Genomic DNA, 25,699 nt, shown 5'->3' on the forward strand with positions numbered 1-25,699 from the left:
TGGTGACCAGGATGACAAGAGCGGAGTGACGGGAGACTGTCACGCTCCGTTCTGTGGGAGCCCGGGGGTGCGATTCCCCCGGGCCACCCGACCCCGACACATCGTGCGGTACGAGGTGACTGGCCTGCACCGGCGTTGCCGGAACCGCGCCCCTGGCACAGCCAGGCTCCGACGCGAAGTGACAACAAGCCTGCCTTGGTGACAGCTATCGCGCCTCGGCTCACCAACACGCGGGCACCATCGGCAGGTTGGAAAAGGCTCAGTCGTGTGACCGCCAATCGTCGAACGCGGCCAGAAGATCGTCGGTCCAGCGGGAGAGGACGGTCCTTCCCCATGCGGCGGACGCCCCCGAAGGATCTCCGAGCACACCGTTGGGGCTGACCGCGCGTACGCCGGACGCACGCAGCTCCGGGAGGATCTCCCGCAGCGGTCGGCGGTCTCCGGCGGCCGCGGCCGCGGTCTTCACGGCCGCCGGGCGCAGGGCGAGCATGACGGACGTCTCGACCCGGCCCGCGTGACTGTCCTCGGCGGCTCCGGCCGGTGCCCAGGCCCGCACGCGCCGCCCTTCCGCACACAGCCGGGCGACCGCCGCGCGCAGCGGCACGGCGTTTCCGCCGTGCCCGGAGACCAGCAGGACACCGTCGAAGACATCGGCGGAGCGCACGAGCTCGACGATCAGCAGCTCCGTGGCGGCCTGCCCGATGGACAGGGTGCCGGGGAATCCGGCGTGCTCCCCACTGGATCCGTACGGCACCGCGGGGGCGAGGACCGTCCCGCCGCGCCGGTCGACGAGCGCCTCGGCGAGGGCAACGGCGATCTCGGTGTCCACGGTGAACGGCAGGTGGGGGCCGTGCTGTTCGGTGGAGCCGACCGGTACCACCAGCACACCGGCGCCCCGGGCGTCGCCGACATCGGGCCAGGCCATGCCGTCCAGGCGGCGCGGCGTGCTCATCTCGCGGCCCCTTCGCCCGTGCCGTGGCTCTGCACACCGTCCCGCCCCGGCCAGTCGGCCAGGTCGGGGCGGAGCGGGGCGGTCGTGCGGTGCCGCAGCGCGCCCCACCACACCCCCGCGCCATAGGCCATGTCGTCCGCGACGCGGAGGGCGACCCAGCGGCCCGGATCGACCGGCGGGCGCCGCACATACCATTCCCGGACATAGGAGCCGTACGCCGCCGCCAGCAGCCATCGGCCACGGCGACGCGCCGCCAGCACCGGTACCGCGGCCGGCCACCAGGACCGGGTGACCGCGTCGGCCAGCAGACGCCCGGCGCCCGCATGGCCGCGCAGCGCCAACTCCAGCGACACGGAGGCCGGAACCCCCGCGGGCGCCAACTTGCGCGGCAGCAGGGACGCGGTGACAGCGGCGACCCCGAGTCCGGTCACCGGCCTGCCCGCCGCCAGGGCCGCCCAGGACACCGCGCTCCACACCGACACCTTGACGGGAGCGACGGCCTTGCCGTGCCGGATCGCCAGGGGTGCGGCCGACGTGCCGTAGTCGAAGCGCTGCCGCGCCCACGCCCGCCAGGTCGGGCGGGGGTCGTGCCGCACCACCGCCGCGGGCTCGTAGCGGACTTGCCGGCCCGCGGCGGCCAGCCGCCACACGAGGTCGACGTCCTCGCCGAATTGCATGCGCTCGTCGAATCCGCCGTGCTCGCGCAGTGCGGAAGCGCGGACGACCAGCGCAGCCGACGGTACGTAACCGACGCGGCCGCCGGGGCGGACCGGGGCAGGGGTGTCCCCGAGGTCGAGCGAGGACCGAGTCCGCTCGTAACGCTCCAGCAGCGTCGGGCCCGGCCGACTGCGCACGCGGGGTGCCACGGCGGCCACGTCCGGGTCCTCGAAGTGCCCGAGCAGCGGCTCCAGCCAGCCCGGTTCCGGCTGGACATCGGCGTCCAGGAAGGCCACGAGGTCCGTACTGACCGTCCGCCAGCCGGAGTTGCGGGCGGCAGCCGGACCCAGGGCCACGTCGTGCCGCACCGTGGCTCCGGCGAGCGGGACTTCGGATCCGTCGTCCACCACGACGACCTTGGCGACCGGCCCCAGCGCCGACAGCAGTCGGCCCAGCGCCGCGGCGTGATCGCGGACCGGCACCACGACCGTGACGTCCTCGGCGCGGTGGCGGGCGTTCGTGTGGCGGGGATGGGCCACGCCCGCCCCGACCAGCCGGGCGGCGAGCCGCCGGTGCGCCGCCGAGTGCGCCACCGGCTCACCGTCCAGCCAGCCGTCCACCAGCCGCGCCGCGGCATCAGACAACCGCAGTACGCGATAGGGGGAACCCCCGAGCAGGACCCGGCCGGCGGCCAGCCGACGCGTTCCGGGGTCGGCCTCCAGACGGAGCACGGACTCACTCATGCCGTGAACCCCCCGTCCGCGTGCACGACCGTGCCCGTGATCGCGGAGGAGTTCTCGCCGCACAGCCAGCACACCGCGGCGGCGACCTCCCGCGGATCCAGCAGCCGGTCGACGAGCTGGTGCCGGGCGAACTCCTCGACGTCCGGCAGGCCGTACAGGTCCGCGCTGGCGTCGAGCATGTCCGTACGCGTCGAACCGGGCGACACCGCCGTGGCCGTGACGCCCGTGCCCCGCAGGTCCGTGGCGAGCCCGCGGACCAGTCCCACGACGGCGTGCTTGGCGGCGTTGTAGCCGGCCAGGTGCCACAGCCCCCGGTGCGCGGCGGCGGAGGCCAGCGCCACGAACCGGCCGGAGCGCGGCTGGGATCGGCGCAGCAGGGCGGGCACGGCGACCTGCGCCAGATGCGCCACGCCGCGCACCCCGGTCTCGAACAGCGCGTCCCACTCGGTGTCGGGCATCTCCCACAGCGGCTGCCCGCCCGCCATCACCGCGGCGGCGGCCACGGCCGCGTCCAGCCCGCCGAACTCCGCCTCCGCCAAGGCGATCGCCGAGGCCAGGGCGTCTCTGTCACGGACGTCGGCCACCACGCCCAGGACCCTGCCGGGCCAGCGGTCGGCCACCGCGGCCAACTGATCCTTCGTCGCCAGCGCGTAACCGGCCCCCGCGACATCCGCGCAGATGTCGACGGCGACCACCCGCCAGCCGTCGTTCGCGAGATGGTCGACGACCGCGGCTCCTATGCCCCGTGCCGCGCCGGTCACCAGGGCGACCCTCGGATCCGTCACTCGTGCTCCTTCACATACGCGTGCTCACGCAGGTACGCGAGCAGTTCGTCGGCGGCCGCGGTGGGGGTGGGCGGGACGACCAGCCGCGGCGGGATCCGCTCCTGGTACGCGCTGGTGATCGCCAGCACCCGCTCCAGGGGGTCGTGTCCCTCGGGAGGCGGACAGACCATCGGCCGAGGACGGTACGGGCGCACCGCGCCGGCGCGCACCCGGGGCGGCGGCCCCTCGACCCGCGTGCACGCGATCTCGGCGGTGCGGGCCGCGAGCTCCGCGGGCAGTGAGGCCCGGCGTGGCCGGACGCCGCCGGGTTCCACCGAGCACACGGCCGGGAGCGGTACCTCCAGCCGCTCGCGCCGCCCGTTGTCCAGACGCCGTACGGCGTGCAACGAGGCTCCGGCCGCCGACAGTTCCAGCAGACCGCAAGCCTGGGCCGCGGACAGGAACGCGGCCAGGAACGCGGGCGTCGAGGCCGTGCCGCGGTCCGCCGGACGGTCGCCGCAGACCACGATGTCCGGCCTGCCGAGCCGCCTGGTCAGCGCCTCGGCCAGGCTGCGCGCCGTCGCCTCGTCGTCGTGGTCGGGACCGCTCACCCGCAGTGCGTACGACGCCCCGCGGGCCAGCGCCTCGCGCAGCATCTCGTCGGCGGCGGCGGGGCCCACGGTCACCGCGACGCAGCGGCCGCCGTACGCCTTGGCGAGCAGCAGGGCATGCTCCAGGGCGCAGCTGTCCGCGGCATCGGCGCCGCCCGCGAGCGGCCCCGCGTCGAGGGCACCGGTCGGTGGATGGACGCTCGCCCGCTCGTCGGCCCAGCGCAGTGCGGCCACGATCAGCATCCGGCTCACCCCGTCCGGAAGACGACGCCGTGGCCGCCCTCGGGGTAGCTCCAGGTGATCGCTCCGTCGGCGTCGCAGACCAGATAGCAGGTGCCGCATTCGAAGCACTGCTCGTAGTTGAAGAGAATGCCGCCGTCGGCGGTGGGCACGAAGAGCTTGGCCGGGCACGCGTGCAGGCACGCCCGGGTGGTGCACGAGCGGCAGACCTCGGTGTCGACCGTGATGTGTGCCTGCTCCGAGACCCGGAACTCCACGGTGGACATCAGGTCCTCGAAGTCCGGGCCGTACCGGTCCGCGGTCATCCGAATGACCTCCATCCCTTCAACGCGTCGGCCAGAAGATGGCGTGGCTTCACGCCGTGCTTGCGGGCGCCCCGGCGCAGCAGCCGCAGCACTCCGGGCTTCGGCCGGGGGTTGTCCACCTGGAACATCCCCTGGACGAGGTCGCAGACCAGCCCGGGGTACTGCTGCTGGACCCGCTGCGAGAACACGAGGCCGGGCACCCGGCGCAGCTTGCGGAGGTCGGCGAGCACGAACGAGTTCTCCAGCAGGCGCCGGTAATCGGACAGGCCCCGGCGTGAGGTGTCCCCGGCGGCCAGCGCCGCCACTGTCGCCCGGCCCGCGTACATGCCCGCGCCCAGGGCGAAGTTGACCCCCTCCAGCCAGAGGCCCGCCGCGAGACACATCGCGGCGGCGTCACCCGCCACGAGGATCCCGTCACCGATCAGCTCCGGCATGGTGTCGTAGCCGCCTTCCGGAATCAGGTGCGCCGAGTACTCCTTCACCTCGGCGCCGCGCACCAGCGGGGCGATCGCCGGATGCGCCTTGAGGTCCGCCAGCAACTCCTCCGGTCTGACGCCGGACTTGGCGAGCCCGTAGAGACCGACGACCACGCCGACGCTGAGCGAGTCGAGCTGGGTGTAGAGGAACCCGCCGCCGGGGACGTCCCGCGTACACCCGAGGATCTCCAGGTCCAGGCCCTCCCGGCCGCTGACCCCGAACCGTTCGTCGATGACCCCGCGGGGGAGCGCCAGTGTCTCCTTCACCCCCAGGGCGGTGTGCCCGGGCGTCGGCCCGGAGGGGTACAGACCCGCCTCCTTGGCCAGGAAGGAGTTCACACCGTCGCAGGCGATCACCACGGAGGCGGTGAGATCGCCGTCCGGCCGGTCGGTGCGCACACCGGTGACGGTGCCGTCCGCAGCCCGCAGCAGTCCGGTGGCGACCGTGGAGGGGACGAGGACGGCGCCCGCCTCCACCGCCAAGGAGGCGAGCCAGGCGTCCAGGTCGGCGCGGTGCACCGTGGCGCCGTTGTAGGGAGCGCCGCCCCACTCCTGGGCACGGAAGTCGACCGTCAGGGCCTGATCCGCCGTCATCACCATGGTGGAACGCCGGGTCACCCACCGCTGGACGGGCATCCGGTCCCACCAGTTCTCCACGAGCTCGTCGAGAATCCGGCCGTAGACCACCCCGCCGTAGACGTTCTTGGCACCAGGGAAGGGGCCTCGTTCGATCAGAGCGACGGAGCGGCCGGCGCGGGCCACCTCCAGCGCGGCCGCGGACCCGGCGGGACCGGCGCCCACGACCACGACGTCGAACAGGGGCTCAGCCACGGCCGACCCCCAGCCGCCGGGCCAGCTCGGTGACGACCGCGGGTGCGTCGGCGACGATGCCCAGGTCGGCCATCGCGGTCATCGGACAGGCCGGGTCGGTGTTGACGCTCACCACATGGCGGGGGCGGCCGAGGCCGCCGGTGTGCTGTGCCGCGCCGGATATCCCGAACGCGACGTACAGGTCGGGGCCGATCACCACGCCGGTCGTGCCGATCTGAAGGTCGTGGCCGAGCCACCCCGCGTCGGTGACCGCACGTGTCCCGCCGACGGTGGCGCCCAGCGCCGCCCCGACCTCCGTCAGCAGCGCGGTCGCCGCCGGACCGCCGAGTCCGGCACCGGCGCCGATCACCCGGGGCGCCTCGGCGAGCCCCGCCGCACCGGGGTCCCGGTCGAGCACCTCCAGCACCCGGGCGTCCGGGACCGGCCCGGCGGGCGGCAGGGTGATCTCCATGGGCCGTGCCACGGACCTCGCCGGCGACACACCCCGTACGCCTGGCAACAGCGTCGCCACGAAGGGGCCTCCGGCGGTCAGTTCGACCAGCGCCCGGTCCTGCCGACGCAGTACGTCGGCCCCGGTCGGCGTCACGGTCAGGGCCCCGGCCAGCAGCGGTCGGTCCAGTGCCAGGGCGAGCCGGGGGGCGAGATCGCGGCCGTCCGGCGAGGCCGGCAGCACCACGGTGTGCGTCGTGGCCAGCACGGGAGCGAGCGCCCGGGCCAGCGAGCCGGGGGTGACGCGGTCGTCCTCGGCGAGCCACAGGCGTTCCACCGCGACAAGACGCTCGGCGGCTCGCCCGGTTCCGGTTCCGACGAGCAGGGCCGCGCCGCCCGCCTCCGCGACGGCCTCGTCGCCGCCGTCGGGCACCGTCCCGTCCCGTACGACGAGGACCGCGACGGTGTGCTCGTCCCCCGGCCCCGCGGCGCTCACAGCGCGGCCCCGATCCGGTGGCCCTCGATGACGGCGGCGTGCGCGCGGCGCGGTGCGACGCAGTCGCCCACCCGACGCACGTCGAACGGCGCGCCCTTCAGGGCATGCCACAAGGTGTCCTCCGGAACCTGGTGGGTCGCACACACCACCCAGTCGGCGCGCATCGGTCGGGTCTCTCCCGTCGTATGGGTCAGGATCTGCAGTTCCACACCGCCGGACTCCGGGGCCGAGGCGGACAGGACCACCTGGTCCGTGGACAGCCCGATGCTCTTGGCGTGCGCACGCATCAGGAAGGTCTCCATGTCGAGCGTGACGCCGAGGTCCTGGCCGACCACCATGGCCGGGGTGCGGATGTGTACGCGGCAGCCCCGGTCGGCCAGCAACTCGGCCACGGAGGTGGCCTGGTGGAAGCCCAGTTCGTCGATGACCACGACCTCTCCGTGGGGAGCGGCCCGGCCTTCGAGCACATCGCGCACATCGACGACGCGGGACAGTCCGGCGGCCCAGGGCGGCGGACCGGGACGGGCACCGGTGGCGACCACGACCGCGTCCGGTGACTTGGCGCGCAGGGATGCGGCCGTCGCTTCCGTGCCGGTCCTGATCCGCACGCCGCGCCGTCGGCACTCGGCGAGCAGATTGCGCGTCACGTCCAGGAATTCGGCCCTGCTGGGCACGCTCGCGGCCACCGCCACCTGCCCGCCCGTCGCGGCCTCCCGCTCGAACAGCGTCACGTCGTGTCCGCGCTCCGCCGCCGTCGCGGCCGCCTGCAGCCCGCCCGGTCCGCCGCCGACCACGAGCACCCGCCTGGGCCTGGCCCGTGGGGCGGGCAGCGGTACGGACTCGCGGCCCGCCCGGGGGTTCTCGATGCAGCCGAGCCACCGGTTCAGCCCCATCCGCCCCACGCACTCCTGGTTGCAGGACAGACAGGTGCGAATGGCGTCGGTGCGCCCGGCCCTGGCCTTGCCGAGGAAGTCGGGGTCGGCGATCTGTCCGCGGACCACGCCGACGAGGTCGCAGTGTCCCTCGGCCAGCGCTCGCTCCGCCTGGACGGGGTCCTTGATCCGGCCGACGCCGACGACCGGCAGCCGTACGGCGCGGCGGATCGCGTTCGAGACGAACAGCGCGTAGCCGGCCGGGACCGTCATGGAGGCCTCGATCATGTAGAGCGTGGACGTGGCCACCCCGATCGACGTGTTGATGTAGTCGACCTCGCCGGTCGCCTCGACCATGCGCGCGACGTCGACCGCCTCGTCGATGGTGGTGCCGCCCTCGATCAGTTCGTCGCCGCACAACCGGACGCCCAGCGCACGGTCCGGCCCGAGGGCCGCCCGCACGGCCCGGATGATCTCCATCAGCAGCCGGGCCCTGTTCGGCAGTGAACCGCCGTACTCGTCCGTGCGCCTGTTCGTGGCCGGGGAGAGGAAACCGCGGACGATCGAGGAGTGGGAGCACTGCAACTCCACGCCGTCGAAGCCCCCTTCGGCGCAGTGACCGGCCACGGTGGCGTACCCGGCGACGATCTCGGCGATCTCGTCGGCGTCGACGGCCTTGGGCACTTCGCGGAACAGGGGGTCGGGCACCGGCGACGGCGCCCATACCGGAAGCCGCGAGTACAGGCCCGAAGCCTGGCCTCCGTTGTGGTTGAGCTGGGCGAGAATGGGGACGCCGTGGGCGTGCACCGCCTCGGTGATCCTCCGGTAGTGGGGCACGACCGAGGGCCGGAAGCCGTGGATCAGTTTCTCGTACGGCCAGTCCGTCGGGTGCGTCGAATGCTCCTCCGTGATGATCAGCCCGGCGCCCCCGGCCGCCCTGGCGGCGTAGTAGGCCGCGTGTTGCTCGGTCGGAAGCCCGTCCTCGGCGTAGTTGGTCAAGTGCGCCGAGAACACCACGCGGTTCGCGACCGTCAGCGGCCCGATCCGCAGCGGACTCAGCAGATGGCGCAGACGTGCCCGAGCACCGCTCACCGTGCCTCCTGAAGCTCATGGACGGGCGCGTCAAGCTCATGGACGGGCGCGTCGCACAGCGTCAGCGCGGCCCGCCGCCCCTCGAGCAATGCCTCGTACACGGTCCTCGGCGCCACCCGGTCCCCGGCGACGACGGCACCCCGCGGCGCGGGCACCGGATCGGGGAGGCGATGCCCGCAGTGCACCAGGGCGGCACACTCCACCCGCCCGCGTACGCCGGTGATCGCGTCGCTGATCACCAGGTGGCCCGGACCCGCCTCACGCAGCACACTGCGTCTGGCCTGGATGACGCCGGCCTGCCGGAGGCGGGTGTTGGCGGGCGCCAGGTCCCCGGTGATCGCCAGCTGGGTGCCCACGACCTGGTCCCGGGTGATGATCGTGGTGGTGCGCCCGGCCGCCGCCAGCAACTCCGCGACACCGGTCCCGACGGCGTCGCCCACCGTGTCGTACACCGCCACCGGACCGACCGGCAGCGTGTCGTCCGCCGCGCCCCGGCCGGCGGAGCGCAGCACGTCGACGGCGTCGACGACGACGGCGCCGCCGTGCACCGTGTAGTCGCGCGGGCCGGGGACGGACCCCGTGGCCAGGACGAGTCCTCCCTCGGCGGCCGCCCGCTCCAGCTCCGCCGCGCTGACCTCGGTGCCGAGCGTGATGTCGACGCCCAGCCTCCGCACCTCCGAGCCCAGCCAGTCGGCGAGCCTGCCCAGCCGCTCGTGCCCCGGCACCCGAGCGGCGGTCGTCAACATCCCGCCGAGCCGGTCGGCACGCTCGACCAGGCGCACCCGGGTGCCGCGCAGTGCGAGGACCCGCGCCGTCTCGAGGCCCGCGGGCCCCCCACCCACCACCAGGACCTCGCGCGAGGCCCGCGTCGTGCCCTCGACCGGCGGGTCCTCGCGCTCGTGCCCGCTGCGTGGTTCACCGGTACAGCTGACGACCGGATTGCGGCTGTCCCGGACCTGGCACCGCTGGTTCGCGAGGACGCAGGGGCGGATGCGGTCGGCCCGGCCCTCGGACAACTTGCGCACCAGTTCGGGATCCGCGATCTGCGCCCGTGTCATCTCCACCAGATCGGCGACACCGTCGGCCAGCGCCCACTCGGCCTGGCCGGTGTCGACCACGGACCCCTGAAGCACCACCGCGCAGCCGCCGTCGACCGCGGACCGTACGGCGCGGCACAGCTCGGAGTTGAAGCCCGGATCGGCGTGCGCGTCGGGCCGGGTCGCCGAGGTGCCCATCGCCGAGCCCCGCACCACGACGAGGTAGTCCACGTCGGACGCGACGCCCCGGGCGATCAGCGCGGCCTCCTCGGGGCGGATACCGGCCCACGGCGCCAACTCGTCGCAGCTCAGTCGTAGTCCGAGCACCCGGTCGGCGCCGATCTGCCGCCGCACGGAGGTCAGTACCTCCCGCAGCAGTGCGGTCCGGTCGGTTCCGTAGGCGTCCTCGCGCAGATTGGTCAGCCCGGACAGGAACTGCCGCAGCAAGGAGTGCTGTCCGGCGTTGATCTCCACGCCGTCGGTGCCGCACTCGACGGCCAGGGCGGCCGCCACCCCGAACCCCCGGACCACCTGATCGATCTCCGGCTGCTCCATCTCCATGGGCATTTCGCGGCTCGCCACGTCGGCCACGCGCGAGGGCGCCCACAGCGGCTGCTGGGAATAGGCGGACGAGCCCTGCGACCCGCTGTGCCCGAGCGCTGCCACGACCAGGGAGCCGTGCGGTCGGCAGGCACGGGCGACGGCCGCCCAGCCGGGCCCGGAGTCGGCCGCCATGGGGGCACGTTCGTAGGGCCAGTCGGAGCCGTGCACACTCGCGGTCTCGGTGACGACGATGCCCGCGCCTCCGGCCGCGCGCCGTGCGTAGTACGCGACATGACGGTCCGAGAGTGCCCGGCCCGAGCCGAGGTTCGTCTCGTGAGGGCCGAACATCACACGGCTCGGCGCGCTGCGGCCGGCCAGTTCGACCGGGTCGGTCGGATGGGGTCCCTGTTGTTTCTGCGTGGAGGAGGTCATGTCCCTGTGCGGGGGCGGAGTCATGGGCGGATCGGTTCCGTTTCAGCCGTGCGGAGGGAAGCCCGCCAGCGGACTGGTGTCACATGCCCGGTCGGGAACCGGGGAGGGCTCGGGCGGTCGCCGGCCGATGGTCACCGGCAGGGGACGGCGGCGATGCGAGTGGTCCTTGTCCGGCCGGGGCCGGTCGGCCGCGCCGACCGTGCTCAGGGCACTCGCGCCGTTGCCCCGTACGCATTCCGGATCGGGGCCGTCCAAGGGCAGCCCGGTGAAGAACTTGGCAGCGGGGCAGCCGCCCCGGCAGGAGTCGAAGGCCGAGCAGGAGGCGCAGGCGCCGCCCGTCTGCGGATTGCGCAGGCGCGTGAAGAGTGCGGAGTCGCGCCACACCGAGGTGAAGCCGCCCTCGTCGAGCACGTTCCCGGCCAGGAACTCGGAGTGGATGGCGAACGGGCAGGCGTAGACGTCGCCGACCGGATCGATGAGGCAGACCACGCGGCCCGCTCCGCAGAGGTTCAACCCGGGCAGGGGGGTCGAGCCCAGGGCGTTGAGATGGAAGAAGGAGTCTCCCGTGAGCACCTTCTCGCCGTGGGCCAGCAGCCACTCGTACAGGACGCTCTGCTGCCGCACGGTGGGACGCAGGTCGTGCCAGACGTCCGCGCCGCGCCCTGCCGGGCGCAGCCGGGTGATCCTCAGCTGGGCTCCGTACTCCTGCGCCATGGCCGCGAAGTCGTCGAGTTGCGGCACATTGTGACGGGTCATCACCACGCTGATCTTGAAGTCCCGGAATCCGGCGTCGCGCAGATTCCGCATCGCCCGCACCGCCGTGTCGTACGAACCCGGGCCGCGCACCGCGTCGTTGACGGCCGCACTGGCTCCGTCGAGGGAGAGCTGTATGTCGACGTAGTCCGTCCCGGCGAGCCGACGGGCCCGCTCCGGTGTGATCCGTACGCCGTTGGTCGAGAACTTCACTCCCACCTGGTGGGCGATCGCGTAGTCGAGGAGCTCCCAAAAGTCGGGGCGTACGGTGGGCTCGCCGCCTCCGATGTTGACGTAGAACACCTGCAGCCGCTGGAGCTCGTCGATCACCGTCTTGCACTGGGCGGTCGTCAGCTCGCGGGGGTCACGGCGTCCGGACGCGGACAGACAGTGCACGCAGGAGAGGTTGCACGCGTAGGTGAGCTCCCACGTCAGGCAGATCGGTGCGTCAAGGCCGTGCTCGAAGTGGTCGACGAGTTTCATGACGCGTCCTCATCGGTCGTCTCGTGGGGGGTCGTCTCGCGGGGCTCGATCGTCCCCGTGGCCAGCAGTCCGGCCAGTGCGGTGAGATAGCGGGTGTGCTGATCGGCGGGCACGCCGGCGGAGACGAGAGCGCTGTGGGCATCGGGCTGGTCCGCCAGTTCCCGGACCACTCGCACCAGGGCGGGTGTCTTCAGGAACGACAGCCGCCGGGTGCGGAAGTCGTAGGCCAGTGCGCCGAAGGGCTCCGGGCGCAGCGCGACACTCGCCTGCAGACGATAGGGGCGGGAGGGATCCAGGTCGGCTGCCATGGCGGCTAGTAGACGCCGCACATGCCGTCGATCGATACTTCTTCGACCAGCAGATCGGACTCCAGCAGCGCGGGTTCCTCGGCGGTCGTGGCCGGCTCCGGCTTCGTTTCGTCGGATCGCTCGGGTGAGTTCATGAGTTTCTCCTCCTCGACCAAATGGCATGTGAAAATAGGTCGTTGTGCGGAATCTCGCGGAAACCGTGCCGTCGACAGTAGTGTCACCCGGTGCAGGAATGGAAGAGGTGATGACCCCTATGACCCCACAACTGAAAAATAGGGGTACGGATTCGAGTAATCGACCCGGGAGACGCCCGGCCACGAGCCGCGAGGAACTGGAAGAAGTAGCCTTCGAGTTGTTTCAGGCCAACGGATTCGAGGAGACGTCGGTCGATGACATAGCACGTCGGGCGGGAATCGCCCGGCGGACGTTCTTCCGGTACTTCGACTCCAAGAACGACGTCGTGTGGGGTGCCTTCGACGAGCAACTGCACCGCATGCGGAGGGAATTCCTCGACCGCCCCGGTGACCAGGCCCTGATGGACGCCATCCGCACGGTGGTCGTCGCCTGCAACCGGGTGGAGCCCGGCGAGGAGGCGCGGCACCGCCGGCGGCTGGAGCTGATCATGGGAGTGCCGGTGCTCCAGGCGTATTCCACGCTGCGCTATGCCGAATGGCGCGCGGTGATCGCCGAGTTCGCGGCCGGTCGCCTCGGCCCGGAGGCGGATTCCCTGCTGCCCCGCTCGCTTGCGCACGCCGTACTCGGTGTGGCCCTGGCCGCACACGAGCATTGGCTGGAGCGGCCGGAAAGCGACCTGTGTGCCGTACTCGACTCCGCCTTGCGGCAATTGGCCCGCGGATTCCACATGGCCGACAACCCGGGGTGGTGCTAGCTGCACCGTGCATCGGGTGGTGGCCCCATGGAATTCCGCTTCTGCCGAGGCCATGCTCAAACAAGTGCAGGAATTCGGCGAGGAGGAACGCATGCGGGTGTGTGCCGTGGACGGAGTGACCTGCGCGGTGCTGGTGGACGGCCGACTGGATGTGTACGCGCCCGGACGCGCCGAGCGCTATCGCTGCAGCCCGGTGGGCGCCGCCATGTGGATCGCCTTGCGACAGAACGGCGGACACGTCGAATCCGCCGTGAACACGCTGGCCGATGTCTGGGGAACCGAGCCGGAGAAGGTCCGTGTCGCGATGACCGCTTGGTGCCGCCAATTGACGGCCGCGGGTTTGCTGAGGACCGAGCGGCTCACCGCCGTGCGGCCGAAGACCGACGATCCGGGCGCCCGCGGCCTGGTGCGCCGCGGCGGGCCCGGATCGTAGAGCGAGCGTGTCGTTCCCTCAGCCCATTTTCCGGATCTCTTCTTCGGATCTATCTTCGGTTCGCTTTCTCAGCCCATGGACGGGCCGAGGAAGAAACCTCCCGTCGCGTCGAGGACGTGGCCGGTGACCCAGCGACCGTCGTCGGAGGCGAGGAAGGCGACGGCATCGGCGATGTCTTCCGGCTGCCCGATCCGCCCGAGCGTCGTCAGGGAGGAAAGGGCCGCCCGGACCGGCTCGTTGTCGCGCAGCCAGGCCGTGATGTCGGTCTCGGTGATACCGGCCGCCACCGAGTTCACCGTGATGCCCCGGGAGCCGACCAGGTAGGCGAGAGAGCGGCTCAGCACATCGACGGCGCCCTTGGTCATCGAGTACGCCAGGTCCGGGTTGGCGATCCGGGACGAGGGGGAGGAGACGTTGATGATCCGTCCCCCGTCACGCATCAGGGGCAGGGCTCGCTTGCTCACGAACAGCGGTGCCCGCACGTTGACGGCGAAGACCCGGTCGAACGTCTCCTCGGTGACCAGGTCGATGGAGCCCTCCATCCCGGTGGCGATGCCCGCGTTGTTGACCAGGATGTCGAGGGGCTTGCCCGCGAGCGCCGCCTCAAGCCCCGTGAACAGGGTGTCGAGGGCTTCGTCCGTACCGAACTCCGCCCGGACCGCGATCGCCTGGCCGTCCTTGGCCTCGATGGCCGCCACCGTCTCCTTCGCGGCGGTCTCCTGGCGCCCGTAGTGGACGATCACCCGGGCACCGTCGCTGCCCAGCCTTTCGGCGATGGCGCGCCCGATGCCGCGCGAGGCCCCTGTCACCAGCGCCGTCTTGCCGGTCAGATCCGCCACGTCGTGCTCCTCGTTCGTAGATCCCGCGGATGCGCGGAGATTTCTTGAGAGGGAATGGCCGGGCCATTCCGGGGAATTCCTCAACGCTTTCAGCGCTCAGCCCGGCCGGACACCCCTAGTGAGCCCCTACTTCGTCAGGGAGGTACCCAGGGTTCCGGCCGGGCTGAAGGGTGACCGCGGAGGCTGCCGAGCAGACCCGGGTCAGGCGTCCGCGGTACGGATCGGGGCGCCGACGCGGTGCATTTCCCGGAGTGCTTCGGCGTACGACCGCACCAGACCCGTCTCGTGGTAACTGATCCCGAGTTGGGCGCAGTACGTGCGCACGATGGGGCGGGCGCGGCGGAGATGTGCGGTCGGCATGCTGGGGAAGAGGTGGTGTTCTATCTGGTAGTTGAGGCCGCCCAGCGCGGTGTCGATCAGCCAGTTGCCCCGGACGTTGCGGGAGGTGAGCACCTGGCGCCGGAGGAAGTCCGGCATCTCGTCGCCGGTGCAGGTGGGCATCCCCTTGTGGTTCGGAGCGAAGATCAACCCCATGTAGACGCCCCACAGGCAGGTGTGCGCGAGCAGGAAGACCACCGCTTTCCCGGGCGAGAGCACGAGGAACAACGCGGTCAGGTAGCAGGCGAAGTGCCCGGCCAGCAGACCGGCTTCGAGCCCGCGTCGCCTGAGGCCGGGCTTGACGACCGCGGTCACCGCGGAGGCGTGAAGATTGAGGCCCTCCAGCGTGAGCAGCGGGAAGTAGAAGTACGCCTGCCTGCCTCCCACGAAGCGGGTGATGCCCGAACTCGCCCTGGCCTGGTCCTGGCTCCACACGAGCACGTTGGGCTGGATATCGGGGTCGAGGTCTTCGTTGTTGGGGTTGGCGTGATGGCGGGTGTGCTTGTCCATCCACCAGCCGTAGCTCATGCCGATGCCCAGATTGGCCACGACCCGGCCGATGGCCTCGCTGCGGCGCCGCGTGCGACACACCTGACGGTGTGCCAGATCGTGGCCGAGCAGGGCGATCTGACCGGACAGGACAGCGAGTACGGTGGCCACGAGGAGCTGCAGCCACGTGTCTCCGAGCAAGAAGAACGCCACCCAGGCGGCGCAGAACGAGCCGCCGACCACGGAGAACCTGGCCGCGTAGTAGAGCGGTCGGCGCTCGAGCAGGCCGGCGCCGGCGATCTGCCGGGCCAACCGGGAGTAATCGCTGCCTGTTTCGGTCCCGGTTTCGGTCACGGACTCGGTCCGCGCTCCGGACTGCGCCGTGCTGGGCGATAGGTGCGTGGTCACTGTTTCGGTCCCCCTTACTCGGAGTCTCGCGGCGGAGTGCCCGTCAGTCGCGGACGGCGTCGAGCGGCATGTTCACGGCCTCGTCGGCGGCGACCGGGGCGCTCACGGGCCGGGGCATCAGCAGGCTGCAGAGCCCGGCCAGGACGAAGGCGCCCACGGTGATCCACAGGCCCGTCTCGACCGCGTCCTTGAGCGTGGCGGCCGTGGGATCCTCGCCGGCGATGCCGAAGAAGACGACACCGACGATGGCGATGCCCAGGACGAAGCCGATCTGGTGGAAGGTGCTGAACGTGCCGGAAGCGGCGCCCGCGTCCTTGGTCGGCACGGTGGCCAGCGTGATGTCGTGCAGCGGCGGGAACATGAAGACCATGCCGACGCCCGCCAGGCCGAGGGGGAGCGCCAGGTCCCAGCCGCTCAGTCCGGCGCCCTCGGTGACGATCTCGTACCTGACCCAGACGAAGCAGGCCGCCTGGGCGATGCCGCCGATGAGGATCAGGTTGCGGCCGAACTTGTTGAGCGGGGTGAGCGCGGGGGTGGCGACCATCGCGCCCACCGTTCCGGCGGTCAGCGTCAGGCCGGCGGCCAGGGCGGAGAAGCCGAGGGCGGTCTGCAGGTAGTAGCCGACGATCAGCATGTAGCTGCCGTTGGCGATCCAGGCGATGACCTGGACGAGGATGCCCGAGCGGAAGCCGTGGTTGGAGAACAGCGGCATGGGCAGCAGCGGCGAACCGTCGCGGGCGAGCTTCCGCTTCTGGTGCAGGACGAACAGACCGCCCGTGACGGGCGATACGGCGAGCATGGTCCAGATCCACCAGGCCCAGTCCTCGTGCCGTCCGTCGAACAGCGCGAACGTCACCAGGAAGACCGTGCCGGTGGCGAGTACGACACCCAGCAGGTCGAGCTTGAGCGGGTGTTCGGACCGGGTGTTCGGGACAGCGATCACGGCAGCGGCGATCAGGGCCGCGCCGACCGGCAGGTTGACGAGAAAGATGGAGCGCCAGTCCGAGCCGAAGAGGTCCGCCGTGATGAGCCAGCCGCCGAGCAGCAGACCCGCGACCGATCCGAGCGCCGTGACGACGCCGATGATGCCGTAGATCGGCCCTCGTTCCTGCGGCTTGAACAGCACCTGCACGGTGGAGAGGACCTGCGGCACCATGATGCCGGCGAACGAGCCCTGGACGACGCGGGCGAGGACGAGCATCTCGCCGCTGTTCGCGGCCGAGGCAAGCAGCGAGGCCAGGGTGAACCCGGCGATGCCGATGATGAATACCCGCTGGCGGCCGAAGATGTCGCCCAGTCGGCCGCCGGTCACGAGGGTGGCGGCGAAGGCGAGCATGTAGCCGCCGATGGTCCATTCCAGCTGGGCCGCTGAGGTGTCGAGACTCTTTTGGATCGCGGGGAGAGCCGTGTTCACGATGGTCGAGTCGACCAAGTCCATGAACATGGCGAAGATCAGCACCGTCACCGCGACGACGCGCTTGTTCATAACGGATTCCGTCCGTTGGGATGGGAGTTGAGGTCAGTGCGGAAGACCGGAGCCCCGCCGGTGCGACCGGCGGGGCTCCGGGTGTACCCGGCACCGCACGGGGGATGACTGGCGCCCTGGGTACATCAAGGGCTTTCGGCGGGATTGCCGAGAGCCCTGGCTTTCGGTGGGTTACTGAGCGGCCTTGACCAGCGCCTGGACACCGGCGGCGATGTTGGCGGCGAGGGCCTCACCGTGCGCCGCGCCCATCTGCTCACTGCCGGCTCCACTGAACTCGACGGAGTGCGTGACGCGGGAGCCGCCGCCCGGCAGCGCCCTGACGCGGCAGTCGGAGCGGGAGACGAGCTCGTCGGTGAGCTGAACGTCGATGGTGAAGCCCTCACCCGCGGTCACGTCGCTGAGCGTGAACGGCGCGGGCGGCTGTCCCTGGGAGGTCACCTGCCCGGCGGTCCCGGTGCTGAAGGGGCCCGCGAGCTCCACCTTCAGCATGCCGATGTTCCAGGTGGGCCACGTGTCGATGTTCGCGTACTGGGCCCAGACCGCGGCCGGTGCCACGTCGACGTCGGTGCTGTGCTCGTGCTGCCACATGATGATCCCCAGATCTGTACGTACTTACGTCCTAGACGAACGTACATGTAAAGCGAGAAGAGGCGCAACCCCCTTGCCCGACAAGGCCGTACTACGCACACTGCGGGTGCCGCCGAACCTGGCGGCACCCGCAGTGATGCGGACGCGATTCACTTGCCGTGCTTGACCGCCGTACCCGCGTCGACCCGCAGCTGAGTGCCCGTCACGAACCTGGACTCGTCGGAGGCCAAGTAGGCGATGGCGTGGGACACGTCGATCGGCTCCACGTAAGGGGCGGGCAGCGCCAGGAACTTCGGGAACACCTGCTCGGCGTCCTCCTGGGTCGGGTTCTCCAGGTCGGGACGGAACGTCCGGTACATCCGCTCGTTCTGGAGCATCGGGGTGTTCACGTTGGTCGGGTGCACCAGATTGATCCGCCGGCCCGAAGGCGCCAACAGCGGCGCGAACCAGTTCACGTACTGGCCGAGGATCTGCTTGGAGAACGGGTAGGCCATGCCGCCGGGGCCCATGTGCTCGCCGTCGCCGTGCTCGGCCAGGAACGACGCCGCCGAACCGATCAGGATGATCGACGCGCCCTCCGTCAGATGCGGCAGCGCGGTGTGGACCGTGTTGAGGCTCCCCACCAGGTTGACGTCGATGGTGTCGGAGAACGAGTGCAGCGGGCGGTCGCCGCCGATCGTCGCGATACCGGCGTTCGCCACCACCACGTCGAGGCGGCCCAGTTCGGCCACCCCTTCGTCGATGGCGGCCTTCAGAGCCGCCCGGTCACGGGTGTCGACCTTCTTCGTCACCACCCGGCGGCCGGCCTTCTCCACCAGACGAGCGGTCTCCTGCAACTCCTCTTCGGTGCCCATCGGATATTCGACGACATCAATGTCCTCGCAGATGTCGATCGCTATGATGTCGGCGCCCTCCTCGGCGAGGCGAACGGCGTGGCTGCGCCCCTGCCCGCGTGCCGCACCCGTGATGACGGCGACTTTTCCTTCCACGCGGCCCATATGGCCCTCCCGGTGGTGTTGGTGAGCTGAAGAGTCTTCGTAGCGGGCGGCCGCTCTCAGCCCGGTCTCGTACTGAGAGGCATGGCCGGCCGGATCTGCGATCGTGTTCAGCGCGGACGATTCGCCGCTCTTTCTACCGCCCGCCCTCCGGGCGCGGTGTTAATCCGTCACCCCTAATCACGCCCGCACGCCGTGATTAGGGGCAGGCCGGCGCGGCCCGTTGCGCCGCCCCGGCGTTCGCCGCCGTTTGCCAGGATCCCCAGCACTCTCTTAGGGGTTCGCGACCCACTCTTAGGGGGTCGATGCTCTGGCGAGAGCGTCACGCTCTGGATTTGAATGGGGCCCGGCTCCCATTCAACGATGCAGCCCAGAGGATTTCGCATGGTCTACGTATTGAGCGAGTCGGCAACCATCAACGGCGATGTGTCATCGGTCTGGCAGACGATGACCGACGTGGCTTCCTGGGCCACGTGGGATCCTCATTTCCTGAGTTGCGGATTCGAGGGTCCCTTCGAAGTCGGTGCAACCGGCTGGACCATCAACCGAATCGTTTCCGGAGGGGCCAGTCACTTCACACTCATAGCGGTCGAGAATGAGCGGTCTTTCACGACGCAATCCCCCATGCCTTTCGGCAAGATGCTCATCATCAACGAGTATCGGCCGGCCGGCGACGGGCGCGTGACGGTCAGCCGCCGATCCGAGATCCACGGCGCCTTCGGCCCGGTGTTCCGGCTCTACGCCAAGCGCTACCGCACCGACGTGCAACTCACCTTCGCCGCACTGGAAAAGGAAGCGGGTCGGCGTGCCATGGAAGGGGAGACCACGCGATGAGCCACGCAGTCGTACTGGGAGGCGGACTGGCGGGGATGCTCTCCGCGGTGGCGCTCTCCCGCCATGTGGACCGGGTCACCATCGTCGAGTACGACCAATATCCCGACGCTCCCGGAACCCGCCGCGGGATACCGCAGGCGCACCAGTCGCACATGTTCATGGGCGGCGGAGCGGAAGCCGTGGACCAACTGCTTCCCGGCACCGTCGATCTGCTGTACGCCGCCGGCGCGCACCGCCTCAAGATGTCCCAGAACATCCTGACGCTCTCCGCCGAGGGCTGGTACCGGCGCTTCGACCACAAGGCCTACCTGATCAGCTGCAGCCGGGGCCTCATCGACTACACGGTGCGGCAGCAGGCGCTGCGCGACGACACCATCACCGTGCTGCAGTCGACCAAGGTGGTCGGCCTGGTCGGAAACCCCGGCCTGGTCACCGGAGTCCGTGTCCAGCAGGGCGAGGAGGACGAGCGGACCATCGACGCCGACTTCGTCGTGGATGCCACCGGCAGCCGCTCCAAGGCCCCCGACTGGCTCACCGCCATCGGAGTGCCGCAGGTCCAGGAGGAGTTCCTCGACGCCGGACTCGCCTACGCGAGCCGCATCTACGAAGCACCCGAGTGGGCCCGAGGCGGCGTACCCGCCATGCTCATCCAGGCCAAGCCCCAGGAGGGGCGGCCCGGCGGCGGCGCGGGACTGCTCCCGCTGGAGGGCGACCGCTGGATCGTCCCGCTGATCGGCACCCGTGGCGGCCAACCGCCCAGCAGCGAGGACGGATTCCTCGACTTCGCCCGAGGCGTCCGCCACCCGATGGTCGCCCGGCTCATCGAGACGGCACGCCCCGTCCGGGAGATCCGAGCCGCCCGAGGCCTGGCCAACCGCAGGCGACGCTACGAACGGCTCCCGGTCCCGGAGGGCTTCGTCGCCATCGGCGACTCCGCCACCGTCCTCAGCCCCAACTACGCGACGGGCATGACGCTCGCCGCCTTCGGGGCACTCGCCCTGCGCACCCGGCTCAAGACCCACGGGCTCAAGCCCGGCCTGTCCCGCAAGGTCCAGGCCGATGTGGCCAAGGCCGCGGTCGGTCCCTGGCGGACGGCCATCAGCAGCGACCGCTGGTTCCCGGACATCAAGACCAACCTCAAGCTGCGCGGCGGCCGGATGCAGCGCGCCATGGTCGCCAGGTGGTCCAGGACGGCCGCGGTGACGCCCGAAGTGGCCGGTCCCGCCTTCGAGGTGGCGACGCTGACCAGCCCGCCGAGCAAGATGATGACGCTGCCGATGATCATGTCCGTGCTCCGCGGGCCGCAGCGGGCCCCGCTCACCGCCGAGGAAGCCATCGCCCAGTTCCCCGAATTCGGCGACCGGCTCGGCACCGACGAGGCAAGCGCCTCGCGTCCGGAACAGCTGCACGCCACCCCGAGTGACTTGAGTTAGGAGATCGCTGTCCGTGGGCAACGAGGAGAGGCTTCTCGGATACCTGAGGCGAGCAACCGCTGATCTGCGGGACGCCCGTAGGCGGCTTGCCGAGGCCGAGCGTGCGCAGCCGAGCGACGAACCCATCGCGATCGTGGCGATGAGCTGCCGGTATCCGGGCGGTGTGTCCTCTCCGGAGGATCTGTGGAGGCTCGTCGACGAGGGAACCGACGCGATATCCGGATTCCCGGCCGACCGCGGCTGGGACATCGACGGCCTGTACGACCCCGAACCCGGGCAGCCCGGAAAGTCGTACGCCCGTGAAGGCGGCTTCCTCCACGACGCGGGCGAGTTCGACTCCGCCCTGTTCGGGATCAGCCCGAACGAGGCGTTGCTCATGGATCCGCAGCAGCGGCTGCTGCTGGAGTCCACATGGGAGGCGTTCGAGCGGGCGGGCATCGACCCGGCGTCGCTGAAGGGCAGCAGGACCGGTGTGTTCGCCGGGCTGATGTACCACGACTACGGGCTCGGCGTCGAAGCCGGCGCCACCAGCGGCGGCAGCCTGGTGTCCGGCCGGGTCGCGTACACGCTGGGGCTGCAGGGCCCCGCGCTCACGGTGGACACGGCGTGCTCGTCGTCCTTGGTGGCTCTGCACCTGGCCGCGCAGTCGCTGCGGTCGGGGGAGTGCTCGATGGCGCTGGCCGGCGGAGTGACGGTGATGTCCTCCCCGGAGATGTTCGTCTACTTCAGTACGCAGCGGGGCCTGGCACCGGACGGTCGCTGCAAGTCCTTCGCGGCGTCGACGGACGGCACGGGCTGCTCCGAGGGCGTCGGCGTGCTGCTCCTGGAGCGGCTGTCGGACGCCCGCCGCAACGGTCATCCGGTCCTCGCCGTGGTGCGGGGTTCCTCCGTCAACCAGGACGGTGCGAGCAATGGTTTCTCGGCGCCGAATGGTCCGTCGCAGCGGCGGGTGATTCGTCAGGCGTTGGCGAATGCGGGTGTGTCGGCGGCGGATGTGGATGTGGTGGAGGCGCACGGTACGGGGACGACGCTGGGTGATCCGATCGAGGCGCAGGCGTTGTTGGCGACGTATGGGCAGGATCGGCCGGGGGAGCGGCCGTTGTGGTTGGGGTCGTTGAAGTCGAACATCGGTCATACGCAGGCGGCGGCGGGTGTGGCCGGTGTGATCAAGATGGTGGAGGCGATGCGGCACGGTGTGCTGCCCAGGACGCTGCATGTGGATGAGCCGACGCCGCAGGTGGACTGGTCGGAGGGCAATGTTCGGCTGCTGACCGAGGCGCGGGAGTGGCCCGTGGAGGCGGGTCGGCCGCGGCGGGCGGGTGTGTCCTCCTTCGGCCTGAGCGGCACCAACGCACACGTCATCGTGGAAGAAGTCCCGCCCACCGAGGTCGAGCCCGCGCGCACTTCCGACGCGCCTGCCTTGCCGGTGCCGTGGGTGGTGTCGGGCAAGAGCGCCGATGCGCTGCGGGCCCAGGCCGAGCGGCTGCTGTCCTACGTGGAGGACCGGCCTGAGCTGCGGCCGGTGGATGTGGCCCTCTCGCTGTTCACGGGGCGCGCGAACCTTGAGCACCGGGGTGTGGTGGTCGGCGACGGCCGGGAGGAGCTGGTCGCGGGTCTGGCGGCGCTGGCCGAGGGGCGCAGTGCGCCCGGTGTCGTGCGGGGCACCGGCCGGTTGAAAGGGCTGACCGCGTTCTTGTTCACGGGTCAGGGGGCTCAGCGGTTGGGGATGGGGCGGGAGTTGTATGCCGTGTTCCCGGTGTTCGCCGAGGCCTTTGATGCGGTGACCGTGGAGTTGGATCGGTATCTGGACCGGTCGTTGCGGGATGTGGTGTGGGGTGAGGAGCGGGGGCTTCTCGACCGGACCGAGTTCACGCAGGCGGGTCTGTTCGCGCTGGAAGTGGCGTTGTTCCGGTTGGTGGAGTCGTGGGGTGTGCGGCCCGACTTCCTGGCCGGGCATTCGATCGGCGAGCTCGCCGCGGCGCATGTCGCGGGTGTGTTGTCGCTGGGGGATGCGGCGCGGTTGGTGGCGGCGCGTGGCCGGTTGATGCAGGCACTTCCCTCCGGTGGTGCGATGGTCGCGGTCCAGGCCGGTGAGGACGAGGTGCGTCCGCTGTTGGTCGAGGGCGTGGACATCGCCGCGGTCAACGGGCCGACGTCGGTGGTGATTTCGGGTGCCGAAGACGCCGTATCGCAGGTGTCGGAGCAGCTGGCCGGACAGGGCCGCAAGACCAAGCGCTTGGCGGTCTCGCACGCCTTTCACTCTTCGCTGATGGAGCCGATGCTTGCCGAATTCCGTGCGGTGGCGGAGGAGTTGACGTACGGCGAGGCGTCGATTCCGGTGGTTTCGAACGTCACCGGTGAGCCGGCGCAGGAGCTGGGTTCGCCCGAGTACTGGGTGCGGCATGTCCGTGAGGCCGTGCGGTTCGCGGACGGTATTCGCTCGCTGGTGGCCGAGGGTGTCTCGCGGTTCGTGGAGCTGGGCCCGGACGGCGTGCTGACCGGTATGGCGGAAGAGACCGCTGAGGGCGCGGTGTTGGTTCCGGCGTTGCGCAGGGACCGCTCGGAGCCCGAGGCCCTGGTCTCCGCCTTGGGCCGGCTGCATGTCGCCGGTACGGTGGTGGACTGGTCGGCCTTCTTCGCCGGGAGTGGAGCGCAGCGCGTCGACCTGCCGACGTACGCCTTCCAGCGCCGGCGCTACTGGATCGATACGACCTCAGTGCTCGGCGACCTCGGTTCGACCTCGTTCAAGGTGCCCGCAGTTGACGCGGCCAGGTCCGCCGCGGCTGACGCGCTGACGGAGCAACTGGCCGGGCTGACCGACGCGGAGCGGGACCGCGCCTTGCTGCGGCTGGTGCGCGAAATGGCCGCGTTGGTGCTGGGGCATGCCTCGGCGGAGGCGATCGAGCCGGAGCACCAGTTCCAGGAGCTGGGCTTCGACTCGCTGACCGCCATGGAGTTCCGTACCCAGCTGAGTGCTGCCATCGGGGTTCGACTGCCGGCGACGCTGATCTTCGACTATCCGACTCCGGAGGCGCTCGCGGAGTACCTCGCGGCAGAGATGTCCGGTGCGGCCGACGGGTCGCGCGAGCTGGTGGCGGCCACGGCGAGGCACGACGAGCCGCTCGCCATCGTGGGGATGGCCTGCCGCTACCCGGGCGGCGTGACCTCCCCGGAGGACCTCTGGCGACTGGTGGCCGATGGCGCCGACGCGGTGTCGGGATTCCCCACCGACCGAGGCTGGGATGTCGACTCGCTCTACGACCCGGAGCCCGGAAAGCCGGGCAGGAGCTACACCCGTCAGGGTGGCTTCCTGTACGACGCGGCGGAGTTCGATCCGGACTTCTTCCGCATGAGCCCGCGTGAGGCACGGGAGACCGACCCGCAGCAGCGGCTGCTCCTGGAGACCGTGTGGGAGGCGCTGGAGCGGGCGGGTATCGACCCGCATTCACTCAAGGGCAGCCCGACCGGCGTCTTCGCAGGGGTCATCTACGACGACTACTCCCCGGTCATGGGAACGGGCGCCATCGCGAGTGTCGTCTCGGGCAGGGTGTCGTACGTCCTCGGTCTCGAAGGCCCCGCGGTCAGCGTGGACACCGCGTGCTCCTCCTCGCTCGTGGCGCTGCATCTGGCCGGGCAGTCCCTGCGGTCGGGGGAGTGCTCCCTGGCGCTGGTAGGTGGCGTCACCGTGATGGCCACGCCCGGTTCCTTCATCAGCTTCAGTCAGGAACAGGGCCTCGCTCCGGACGGTCGTTGCAAGTCCTTCGCGGCGTCGACGGACGGCACGGGTTGGGGTGAGGGCGTGGGCGTGCTGCTGCTGGAGCGGCTGTCGGATGCGCGGAGGAATGGTCACCCGGTGCTGGCGGTGGTGCGGGGCAGTGCGGTGAATCAGGACGGTGCGTCGAATGGGCTGACGGCGCCGAATGGTCCGTCGCAGCGGCGGGTGATTCGTCAGGCGTTGGCGAATGCGGGTGTGTCGGCGGCGGATGTGGATGTGGTGGAGGCGCACGGTACGGGGACGACGCTGGGTGATCCGATCGAGGCGCAGGCGTTGTTGGCGACGTATGGGCAGGATCGGCCGGGGGAGCGGCCGTTGTGGTTGGGGTCGTTGAAGTCGAACATCGGTCATACGCAGGCGGCGGCGGGTGTGGCCGGTGTGATCAAGATGGTCGAGGCGATGCGGCACGGGGTGCTGCCCAAGACCCTGCACGTCGACGAGCCGACCCCGGAAGTCGACTGGACGGCCGGAAACGTCCAACTCCTCACCGAGGCGCAGGAATGGCCTGCCCATGGGACCGCTCGCCGGGCGGGCGTATCTGCCTTCGGCTTCAGCGGCACCAACGCGCACGTGATCGTCGAGGAAGCACCGCGCACCGAAGCCGAGACTCCGCGCACCGAAGCCGAGACCCCGCACACCTCGGATGCGCCTGCCTTGCCGGTGCCGTGGGTGGTGTCGGGCAAGAGCGCCGACGCGCTGCGGGCCCAGGCCGAGCGGCTGCTGTCCCACGTGGAGGATCGGCCTGAGCTGCGGCCGGCGGACGTGGCCTTCTCACTCTCCGCGGGGCGTGCGAGGTTCGAGCACCGCGGTGTGGTGGTCGCCGGTGGCCGCGAGGAGCTGGTCGCGGGTCTGGCGGCGCTGGCCGAGGGGCGTAGCGCGCCCGGTGTCGTCAGCGGCGAGGCAAGCCGTGGTCTGACTGCGTTCTTGTTCACGGGTCAGGGGGCTCAGCGGTTGGGGATGGGGCGGGAGTTGTATGCCGTGTTCCCGGTGTTCGCCGAGGCTTTCGATGCGGTGACCGTGGAGTTGGATCGGTATCTGGACCGGTCGTTGCGGGATGTGGTGTGGGGTGAGGATGCCGGTCTGCTGAGTCAGACGGTGTTCACGCAGGCGGGTCTGTTCGCGCTGGAA

General features: G+C 70.8%; 22 protein-coding genes. 5 read left to right on the plus strand and 17 right to left on the minus strand.

Going from position 1 to position 25,699, the window contains the following annotated elements:
* Window positions 1–259: 259 nt before the first annotated feature.
* From mftE to mftA, 12 genes are read right to left on the minus strand one after another with little or no spacing between them, the layout of a single operon-like run.
* Window positions 260–952, minus strand: coding sequence for a mycofactocin biosynthesis peptidyl-dipeptidase MftE (gene mftE, locus ACFY0T_RS48885; RefSeq protein ID WP_388885332.1), 693 nt, complete (start codon window positions 950–952; stop codon window positions 260–262).
* Window positions 949–2,352 carry a mycofactocin biosynthesis glycosyltransferase MftF gene (gene mftF / locus ACFY0T_RS48890; RefSeq protein ID WP_388885335.1) on the minus strand — a complete coding sequence of 468 codons (1,404 nt, stop codon included), beginning with the start codon at window positions 2,350–2,352 and terminating at the stop codon, window positions 949–951. Before mftF ends, mftE begins: the two co-directional genes overlap by 4 nt.
* Window positions 2,349–3,137, minus strand: coding sequence for a mycofactocin-coupled SDR family oxidoreductase (locus ACFY0T_RS48895; protein ID WP_388885337.1), 789 nt, complete (start codon window positions 3,135–3,137; stop codon window positions 2,349–2,351). Before ACFY0T_RS48895 ends, mftF begins: the two co-directional genes overlap by 4 nt.
* Window positions 3,134–3,970: a mycofactocin-associated electron transfer flavoprotein beta subunit gene (locus tag ACFY0T_RS48900; protein ID WP_388885340.1), complete on the minus strand. Its 837-nt coding sequence runs from the start codon at window positions 3,968–3,970 to the stop codon at window positions 3,134–3,136. The genes ACFY0T_RS48895 and ACFY0T_RS48900 overlap by 4 nt, the downstream gene beginning before the upstream one ends.
* Window positions 3,971–3,975: 5 nt before the next feature.
* Window positions 3,976–4,272: a ferredoxin family protein gene (locus tag ACFY0T_RS48905; protein WP_388885342.1), complete on the minus strand. Its 297-nt coding sequence runs from the start codon at window positions 4,270–4,272 to the stop codon at window positions 3,976–3,978.
* Window positions 4,269–5,579, minus strand: a complete 1,311-nt coding sequence (locus tag ACFY0T_RS48910) for an FAD-dependent oxidoreductase (RefSeq protein WP_388885344.1) — start codon at window positions 5,577–5,579, stop codon at window positions 4,269–4,271. Before ACFY0T_RS48910 ends, ACFY0T_RS48905 begins: the two co-directional genes overlap by 4 nt.
* The gene (locus ACFY0T_RS48915) at window positions 5,572–6,504 is read right to left on the minus strand and encodes a mycofactocin-associated electron transfer flavoprotein alpha subunit (RefSeq protein WP_388885347.1); all 933 of its coding nucleotides are present in this window, start codon (window positions 6,502–6,504) and stop codon (window positions 5,572–5,574) included. Before ACFY0T_RS48915 ends, ACFY0T_RS48910 begins: the two co-directional genes overlap by 8 nt.
* On the minus strand, window positions 6,501–8,468 hold the full coding sequence (locus ACFY0T_RS48920; RefSeq protein WP_388885350.1) for a mycofactocin system FadH/OYE family oxidoreductase 2: 1,968 nt from the start codon (window positions 8,466–8,468) through the stop codon (window positions 6,501–6,503). Before ACFY0T_RS48920 ends, ACFY0T_RS48915 begins: the two co-directional genes overlap by 4 nt.
* Window positions 8,465–10,480, minus strand: coding sequence for a mycofactocin system FadH/OYE family oxidoreductase 1 (locus ACFY0T_RS48925; protein WP_388885353.1), 2,016 nt, complete (start codon window positions 10,478–10,480; stop codon window positions 8,465–8,467). The genes ACFY0T_RS48920 and ACFY0T_RS48925 overlap by 4 nt, the downstream gene beginning before the upstream one ends.
* A 42-nt stretch (window positions 10,481–10,522) precedes the next feature.
* Window positions 10,523–11,716, minus strand: coding sequence for a mycofactocin radical SAM maturase (mftC, locus tag ACFY0T_RS48930; RefSeq protein WP_388885355.1), 1,194 nt, complete (start codon window positions 11,714–11,716; stop codon window positions 10,523–10,525).
* On the minus strand, window positions 11,713–12,024 hold the full coding sequence (mftB, locus tag ACFY0T_RS48935) for a mycofactocin biosynthesis chaperone MftB (protein ID WP_388885358.1): 312 nt from the start codon (window positions 12,022–12,024) through the stop codon (window positions 11,713–11,715). Before mftB ends, mftC begins: the two co-directional genes overlap by 4 nt.
* Window positions 12,025–12,029: 5 nt before the next feature.
* On the minus strand, window positions 12,030–12,158 hold the full coding sequence (gene mftA / locus ACFY0T_RS48940; RefSeq protein WP_388885361.1) for a mycofactocin precursor MftA: 129 nt from the start codon (window positions 12,156–12,158) through the stop codon (window positions 12,030–12,032).
* Window positions 12,159–12,277: 119 nt separating this feature from the next.
* Here mftA and mftR point away from each other — a divergent pair, with 119 nt between their 5' ends.
* Both mftR and ACFY0T_RS48950 read left to right on the plus strand, forming a co-directional pair.
* The gene (gene mftR, locus ACFY0T_RS48945) at window positions 12,278–12,913 is read left to right on the plus strand and encodes a mycofactocin system transcriptional regulator (protein ID WP_388885364.1); all 636 of its coding nucleotides are present in this window, start codon (window positions 12,278–12,280) and stop codon (window positions 12,911–12,913) included.
* A 16-nt stretch (window positions 12,914–12,929) separates the two neighbouring features.
* The gene (locus ACFY0T_RS48950; protein WP_388885367.1) at window positions 12,930–13,346 is read left to right on the plus strand and encodes a hypothetical protein; all 417 of its coding nucleotides are present in this window, start codon (window positions 12,930–12,932) and stop codon (window positions 13,344–13,346) included.
* A gap of 68 nt (window positions 13,347–13,414) precedes the next feature.
* Here ACFY0T_RS48950 and ACFY0T_RS48955 read toward each other — a convergent pair whose 3' ends face one another.
* The 5 genes from ACFY0T_RS48955 to ACFY0T_RS48975 all read right to left on the minus strand — a co-directional run bounded on the left by ACFY0T_RS48955 (window position 13,415) and on the right by ACFY0T_RS48975 (window position 18,532).
* On the minus strand, window positions 13,415–14,185 hold the full coding sequence (locus ACFY0T_RS48955) for an SDR family NAD(P)-dependent oxidoreductase (RefSeq protein ID WP_388885370.1): 771 nt from the start codon (window positions 14,183–14,185) through the stop codon (window positions 13,415–13,417).
* A gap of 201 nt (window positions 14,186–14,386) precedes the next feature.
* Window positions 14,387–15,406 (minus strand): fatty acid desaturase family protein, encoded by a 1,020-nt coding sequence (locus ACFY0T_RS48960; RefSeq protein WP_388885372.1) that lies wholly within the window; start codon window positions 15,404–15,406, stop codon window positions 14,387–14,389.
* A 97-nt stretch (window positions 15,407–15,503) separates the two neighbouring features.
* Window positions 15,504–16,946, minus strand: coding sequence for an MFS transporter (locus tag ACFY0T_RS48965; protein WP_388885375.1), 1,443 nt, complete (start codon window positions 16,944–16,946; stop codon window positions 15,504–15,506).
* A 171-nt stretch (window positions 16,947–17,117) separates the two neighbouring features.
* Window positions 17,118–17,534 carry an SRPBCC family protein gene (locus ACFY0T_RS48970; protein ID WP_388885378.1) on the minus strand — a complete coding sequence of 139 codons (417 nt, stop codon included), beginning with the start codon at window positions 17,532–17,534 and terminating at the stop codon, window positions 17,118–17,120.
* Window positions 17,535–17,683: 149 nt separating this feature from the next.
* The gene (locus ACFY0T_RS48975; RefSeq protein ID WP_388885379.1) at window positions 17,684–18,532 is read right to left on the minus strand and encodes a mycofactocin-coupled SDR family oxidoreductase; all 849 of its coding nucleotides are present in this window, start codon (window positions 18,530–18,532) and stop codon (window positions 17,684–17,686) included.
* Between the two features lie 381 nt (window positions 18,533–18,913).
* Between ACFY0T_RS48975 and ACFY0T_RS48980 the strand changes: the two genes are divergently transcribed.
* From ACFY0T_RS48980 to ACFY0T_RS48990, 3 genes are all read left to right on the plus strand, one after another.
* Entirely contained in the window at window positions 18,914–19,363 is a 450-nt protein-coding gene (locus ACFY0T_RS48980; RefSeq protein ID WP_388885382.1) for an SRPBCC family protein, read from the plus strand.
* On the plus strand, window positions 19,360–20,796 hold the full coding sequence (locus tag ACFY0T_RS48985) for an FAD-dependent oxidoreductase (RefSeq protein WP_388885385.1): 1,437 nt from the start codon (window positions 19,360–19,362) through the stop codon (window positions 20,794–20,796). The genes ACFY0T_RS48980 and ACFY0T_RS48985 overlap by 4 nt, the downstream gene beginning before the upstream one ends.
* A gap of 13 nt (window positions 20,797–20,809) precedes the next feature.
* A partial coding sequence (locus ACFY0T_RS48990; protein WP_388885388.1) for a beta-ketoacyl synthase N-terminal-like domain-containing protein occupies window positions 20,810–25,699 on the plus strand: 4,890 nt, incomplete at its 3' end.

Origin of the sequence: Streptomyces sp. NPDC001530, assembly GCF_042894545.1 — a bacterium.
Classification (GTDB): domain Bacteria; phylum Actinomycetota; class Actinomycetes; order Streptomycetales; family Streptomycetaceae; genus Streptomyces.

Excerpts from the sequence above, each read along its gene's own strand:
- ACFY0T_RS48975 (WP_388885379.1), bottom strand. The coding sequence starts at position 18,532 with ATGGGCCGCGTGGAAGGAAAAGTCGCCGTCATCACGGGTGCGGCACGC.
- mftC (WP_388885355.1), bottom strand. The coding sequence starts at position 11,716 with ATGAAACTCGTCGACCACTTCGAGCACGGCCTTGACGCACCGATCTGC.
- mftB (WP_388885358.1), bottom strand. The coding sequence starts at position 12,024 with ATGGCAGCCGACCTGGATCCCTCCCGCCCCTATCGTCTGCAGGCGAGT.
- mftE (WP_388885332.1), bottom strand. The coding sequence starts at position 952 with ATGAGCACGCCGCGCCGCCTGGACGGCATGGCCTGGCCCGATGTCGGC.
- ACFY0T_RS48980 (WP_388885382.1), top strand. The coding sequence starts at position 18,914 with ATGGTCTACGTATTGAGCGAGTCGGCAACCATCAACGGCGATGTGTCA.
- ACFY0T_RS48900 (WP_388885340.1), bottom strand. The coding sequence starts at position 3,970 with ATGCTGATCGTGGCCGCACTGCGCTGGGCCGACGAGCGGGCGAGCGTC.
- ACFY0T_RS48905 (WP_388885342.1), bottom strand. The coding sequence starts at position 4,272 with ATGACCGCGGACCGGTACGGCCCGGACTTCGAGGACCTGATGTCCACC.
- ACFY0T_RS48970 (WP_388885378.1), bottom strand. The coding sequence starts at position 17,534 with ATGTGGCAGCACGAGCACAGCACCGACGTCGACGTGGCACCGGCCGCG.
- ACFY0T_RS48985 (WP_388885385.1), top strand. The coding sequence starts at position 19,360 with ATGAGCCACGCAGTCGTACTGGGAGGCGGACTGGCGGGGATGCTCTCC.
- mftF (WP_388885335.1), bottom strand. The coding sequence starts at position 2,352 with ATGAGTGAGTCCGTGCTCCGTCTGGAGGCCGACCCCGGAACGCGTCGG.
- ACFY0T_RS48965 (WP_388885375.1), bottom strand. The coding sequence starts at position 16,946 with ATGAACAAGCGCGTCGTCGCGGTGACGGTGCTGATCTTCGCCATGTTC.
- mftA (WP_388885361.1), bottom strand. The coding sequence starts at position 12,158 with ATGAACTCACCCGAGCGATCCGACGAAACGAAGCCGGAGCCGGCCACG.
- mftR (WP_388885364.1), top strand. The coding sequence starts at position 12,278 with ATGACCCCACAACTGAAAAATAGGGGTACGGATTCGAGTAATCGACCC.
- ACFY0T_RS48925 (WP_388885353.1), bottom strand. The coding sequence starts at position 10,480 with ATGACCTCCTCCACGCAGAAACAACAGGGACCCCATCCGACCGACCCG.